This is a genomic window from Pseudomonas sp. SG-MS2 (genome assembly GCF_009933855.1).
GTDB lineage: Bacteria > Pseudomonadota > Gammaproteobacteria > Pseudomonadales > Pseudomonadaceae > Aquipseudomonas > Aquipseudomonas putida_E.
Map to the genome: position 1 here is coordinate 1 of NZ_MOMO01000160.1, position 5,455 is coordinate 5,455.

Annotated in this window: 5 protein-coding genes; all 5 read left to right on the forward strand. The window is 64.2% G+C overall.

Translation table 11 applies throughout. The features are described 5' to 3' along the window. A partial coding sequence (locus BLX42_RS13390; protein WP_161871959.1) for a penicillin acylase family protein occupies positions 1-1,307 on the forward strand: 1,307 nt, incomplete at its 5' end. 108 nt (positions 1,308-1,415) lie between these two features. Next, positions 1,416-1,754: a hypothetical protein gene (locus tag BLX42_RS13395; RefSeq protein WP_125924216.1), complete on the forward strand. Its 339-nt coding sequence runs from the start codon at positions 1,416-1,418 to the stop codon at positions 1,752-1,754. A gap of 106 nt (positions 1,755-1,860) precedes the next feature. Then, entirely contained in the window at positions 1,861-2,877 is a 1,017-nt protein-coding gene (locus BLX42_RS13400; RefSeq protein WP_046787742.1) for a ligase-associated DNA damage response exonuclease, read from the forward strand. Further along, entirely contained in the window at positions 2,874-4,544 is a 1,671-nt protein-coding gene (locus BLX42_RS13405) for an ATP-dependent DNA ligase (protein ID WP_161871960.1), read from the forward strand. The genes BLX42_RS13400 and BLX42_RS13405 overlap by 4 nt, the downstream gene beginning before the upstream one ends. 97 nt (positions 4,545-4,641) lie before the next feature. After that, positions 4,642-5,455: succinylglutamate desuccinylase/aspartoacylase family protein (locus BLX42_RS13410; protein WP_161871961.1), on the forward strand; the 814-nt coding region annotated here is incomplete at its 3' end.

Consider the following 5,455-nt stretch of genomic DNA (forward strand, 5'->3'; position numbering starts at 1 on the left):
CCCGCCACGGCACCCTGCTCGCCCAGTCAGGCAGCCCCAGCCTTGGTCTGGCCCTGAACTTGCCGCAGCCCAAGGGTGATCGCAGCCTGGATGCGCTGTTCGACCTGACCCGAGCGCAAACCGTGGAACGCGCGTTTGACAGCACCCGCGAGGTGGCGACTGCCGCACTCAACTTCGTGTTTGCCGAACCTGAGCATATTGGCTGGCAGGTCAGTGGCCGCTACCCGAACCGCCGTGAGGGCCAGGGCCTGCTGCCATCTCCTGGCTGGGAGGGTCGCTACGACTGGGACGGTTACGCCGACCCGATGCTGCACCCCTACGACCAGGACCCGCCGGCCGGCTGGATCGCCCATGCCAACCAGCGCAGCTTGCCACGCGGCTACGGCATGCAGCTGTCCAACACCTGGTATTACCCCGAACGCGCCGAGCGCCTGGGCCAGCTGGCCGGCAATGGCCGTCACGACAGCCGCAGCCTGATGGCCCTGCAAAACGACCAGCAGACGCTGCTGGCCGACAAGCTCAAGCAGATGTTCGACGCCCCTGGCATGGCCCAACCGCTCAAGCAAGCGATCGACGCTCTGCCAGCCGCCCAGCGCGACAAGGCCCGCGACGCGCTGGCCCGCCTCAAGGCGTTCGATGGTCGCCTGAGCCCGGTATCAGCGGATGCCGCGCTGTATGGGCTGTTCCTACAGGAAGTGGCGCTCCAGACCTTCCTCGACGACCTCGGCCCGCAATCCGGCACTGCCTGGCAGGCGTTCGTCAGCAATGCGCGCCTGTCCTACTCGGCCCAGGCAGACCACCTGCTTGGCCGCGAAGACAGCCCGTTCTGGGATGATCGCACCACGGCGCAGAAGGAAGACAAACCGGCCATCCTGGCCCGCAGCCTGGCCGCTGCCGTGGATGCAGGTACAGCCCAGCTGGGTGCCGACCGCCGCACCTGGCAATGGGGCAAATTGCACCAATATCGCTGGCCTGCCCCTGCTTACCACGGCCTGGGCGATGCGCTCAGCCGATCGCCACAGGCGGCTGGCGGTGACTTCAGCACCCTGGCCCTGACGCCTTATGCGTGGGGCAGCGATTTCGACACCCGCCTGCCGGCCTCGGCCCGCATGATCGTCGACTTTGGCCAGGCAGAACCACTACAGGTACTGACCAGCACCGGACAATCCGGTAACCCTGCCAGTGCCCATTACAGCGATGGGCTCGATGCCTGGTTCAAGGGCCGGCTCATGAGCCTGCCAATACAGCCGCAGCATTTTGCCCGGGCCTATGGCAACCAGCGGCTGACCCTGGTGCCAGGCCGGTAGGCCCAGCGTTTCCATCTGCATCCCTCAAGCCTCGGCGCTTAGCATCCTTTCTTGCCGCACTCGTTCAGACAGCGAGTGCGGTCAACCCATCAAAAAAGGATGTTCAGCATGAGCAAAGAAACCCTCACGATCGAAGTGTCCTGGCCTGCATCGCTGGCCGTGCCGCAGGGCAGCACCATTGACATTCAGCTGTGGGCCGGTAACGACAAGGCAGGCTACAGCATGATCGACGGCGATTTCTCGACGCCAGCAACCGCGTCGCCAGTCACCCTCGAAATCCCTTACGACAGTCAAGACCTGCAGAGCCATGACGGCACCACCACCTGGGACTACTTCCATACCTCCCCACGGCTGGTGCATGGCGGCTTCATCAAGAACATCGCCTACGCCGAAAAAATCAGCGTGGCACAGACCAAAGGCGCGGCCTGGAAAATGGCCCTGCGCTGAATAGCCCGCAGCCAGCCCTGACGTGCAGGGCTGGCTGCCAACACCACGCGAACTTCCACACCCCGCTGATGCTCTGAGCCTGTAAGCCCTCTTGCCAGGCATCGCCATGGACCTCGTCATCGCCCGCCCCGAAGGCCTTTACTGCCCGCCCGGTGATTTTTACATCGACCCTTGGCGGCCCGTGGAGCGCGCCATCATCACCCACGGCCATGGCGATCATGCCCGTCGTGGCAACACTCATTACCTGACCGCAGCCCCTGGGGCCGGCATCCTGCGCAGCCGCCTGGGCCAGGATATCGACCTACTGGCCCTGCCCTACGGCGAGCGTATCCGCCACCACGGCGTCACCCTGAGCCTGCACCCGGCCGGGCACGTACTGGGCTCGGCACAGGTGCGCCTGGAACATGAAGGCGAAGTCTGGGTTGCCTCCGGGGACTACAAAGTCGAGCCGGATGGCACCTGTGCTCCGTTCGAGCCAGTGCGCTGTCACACATTCATCACCGAGTCGACCTTCGGCCTGCCCATCTACCGCTGGCCCAGCCAGGCACAGGTATTTGCGGGGGTGAATGAATGGTGGCGGGCCAATCGCGAGCAGGGCAAGGCCAGCGTGCTGTTCTGCTATGCCTTCGGCAAGGCTCAACGAATCCTCCATGGCCTGGATCCGAGCATCGGGCCGATCCTGGTACATGGCGCAGTCGAGCCGCTGAACCAGGTATACCGAGAGGGCGGTGTACACCTGCCACAAACCCTTTATGCCGGTGATATTCCCCGTAATGACCCGCTCATGCGCCAGGCCATCGTGTTGGCGCCCCCCTCTGCCGCCGGCAGCAGCTGGATGCGTCGCTTCGGTGATTACAGCGATGCCTTCGCCAGCGGCTGGATGCTGCTGCGCGGCACCCGACGCCGGCGCGGCGTAGACCGCGGTTTCGTACTCTCCGACCACGCAGACTGGCCTGGGCTGCTATGGGCCATCGAACAGACCGGCGCCGAGCGGGTTATGGTCACCCACGGCTCGGTCAATGTGCTGGTACGCTACCTCTGCGAACGTGGCCTCGATGCCCGAGCGTTCGTTACCGAGTACGGTGACGAGGACGACACTCCAGCAATGGAGGCTGAGGCATGAAGGCCTTTGCCCAACTCTACCTGCGCCTGGATGCCACCACCTCCAGCAATGCCAAACTGCAAGCGTTGCGCGACTACTTTGCCGCAGCCCCCGCCGAGGATGCCGCCTGGGCTGTCTATTTTCTCTCCGGTGGCCGGCCACGGCAGTTGGTGCCCACCCGGGTGCTGCGCGAGCTGGCAACGGCATTGGCCGGGCTGCCGGGCTGGTTGTTCGAAGAGAGCTATCAAGCGGTGGGCGACCTGGCGGAAACCATCTCTTTGTTGCTGCCTGAAAACCAGCAAGGTAGCGAGAGCGGGCTGGCCCATTGGGTCGAAGCCCATCTGCTGCCACTGCGTGGGCTGCCCGCCGAAGAGGTCCAGCAGCGCCTGCCGCCACTGTGGGCACAGTTGGATCGCCCCAGCCTGATGCTGTGCCTGAAGCTGATCACTGGCAGCTTTCGCGTGGGCGTGTCCAAGCTGCTGGTCACCCGGGCACTGGCGCAGCTGGCGGGGCTGGCGGGGCTGGATGCCAAACGCATAGCTCAGCGCCTGGTGGGCTATACCGACATCAGCCATCGCCCGACAGCCAACAGTTACCACAAGCTGATCGCCGCTGAATCGGCCGACGAACATAGCCAACGTGGTGGCCAACCATACCCGTTCTTCCTGGCGCATGCCCTGCAGGCCCCCATCGAACAGTTCGACGCCCTGCTCGGCCCGCCCAGCGCCTGGCAGATCGAGTGGAAGTGGGATGGCATCCGCGCACAAGTGGTCAAGCGCGATGGCCAGGTGTGGGTGTGGTCACGCGGCGAAGAACTGGTCACCGACCGCTTCCCGGAACTGCACAGCCTGGCGCAGAACTTTCCCGACGGCGTCGTGCTCGACGGTGAGATCCTGGTCTGGAAGCCTGATTCGGGTAACGACCAGGCACTGGCCGTGCAACCTTTCGCACTACTGCAGCAGCGCATTGGCCGCAAGACGCTGGGCAAGAAGCTGCTGGCCGATGCGCCGGTGGTATTGCAGGCGTACGATTTGCTGGAATGGCAAGGCGAGGACTGGCGTAGCCGCCCCCAACATGAGCGCCGCCAGCAATTGCAGCGTGTCGTGGAAAGCTATCCCTTGGCCCCGGTACTGCTTTCGCCTCTGCTCGAAGAGCAGACTTGGCACGCGCTTGCCATCCAGCGCGAACGATCGCGCAGCCTGGGCGTCGAGGGCCTGATGCTCAAACAGCGCGATGCGTTGTACGGGGTGGGCCGGACCAAGGACATGGGGGTGTGGTGGAAGTGGAAGATCGACCCGTTCAGCGTAGATGCCGTGCTGATCTATGCCCAGCGCGGCCACGGCCGGCGTGCCAGCCTGTACAGTGACTACACCTTCGCGGTCTGGAGCGGGCCACCCGGCGACCCCGAGCGTGCCTTGGTGCCTTTTGCCAAAGCCTACTCGGGCCTGAGCGATGAAGAAATGCGCAAGGTCGATGCAATCATTCGCAAGACCACGGTAGAGACCTTCGGACCGGTGCGCAGCGTCAAGCCAACCCTGGTGTTCGAACTGGGGTTCGAGGGCATCGCCCTGTCAAAACGGCACAAGAGCGGTATAGCCGTGCGCTTTCCGCGCATGCTGCGCTGGCGCCTGGATAAACCTGTGGAGGAGGCCGATGACCTGGCGACCCTGCAGGCACTGCTGGCCTGAAGAAGGCAGCACGGTGAAGCATACTGGCTAAAATTATGCTTCTATCTTTGTGCCGACCCGTGTCGCAGACCGTTTTCGCCACGCAGCCAGGACCACCATGCACCATTCGACACACGACCTGCTCTCGCCCGTACCGGGCATCATTCGCCAACTCCACAGCTTCCACTTCGGCCCGCGCGGTGGCGCCAAGGTGTACATACAGGCCTCGCTGCATGCCGATGAGTTGCCCGGCATGCTGGTCGCCTGGCACCTCAAGCGTCGCCTGGCCGAACTGGAGCAGCAAGGGCGCCTGCGCCGCGAAATCGTCCTGGTGCCGGTGGCCAACCCGGTAGGCCTGGAGCAAGTGATGCTGGACGCACCACTGGGTCGTTTCGAATTACAGAGCGGCGAGAACTTCAACCGCAACTTCGTCGACCTTTCCGACAGCATTGGCGACCAGGTGGAGGGCCATCTGACCCAGGACGCCGACCACAACCTTGCCTTGATTCGCGAGTACCTGCGCCGTGGCCTGGACGCACACCCGGCACACACCCCCTTGCAGTCCCAGCGCCTGACCCTGCAGCGGCTGGCCTGCGATGCCGACCTGGTCCTGGACCTGCACTGCGACTTCGAGGCGGTAGAACACCTCTACACCACCCCGGAAGCCTGGCCTCAGGTCGAGCCGCTGGCTCGCTACCTGGGTGCACAGGCCAGTTTGCTGGCCACCGACTCCGGCGGGCAGTCGTTCGACGAATGCTTCAGCCTGGTCTGGTGGCAGTTGCAGCAACGCTTCGGCAAGCGTTTCCCGATCCCTTTGGGTAGCGTGTCGGTAACTGTCGAGTTGCGCGGCCAGGCCGATGTCAGCCATGACCTGGCCAGCCATGACTGCCAGGCGATCCTCGATTACCTGATTCACGCCGGAGTCATCGAAG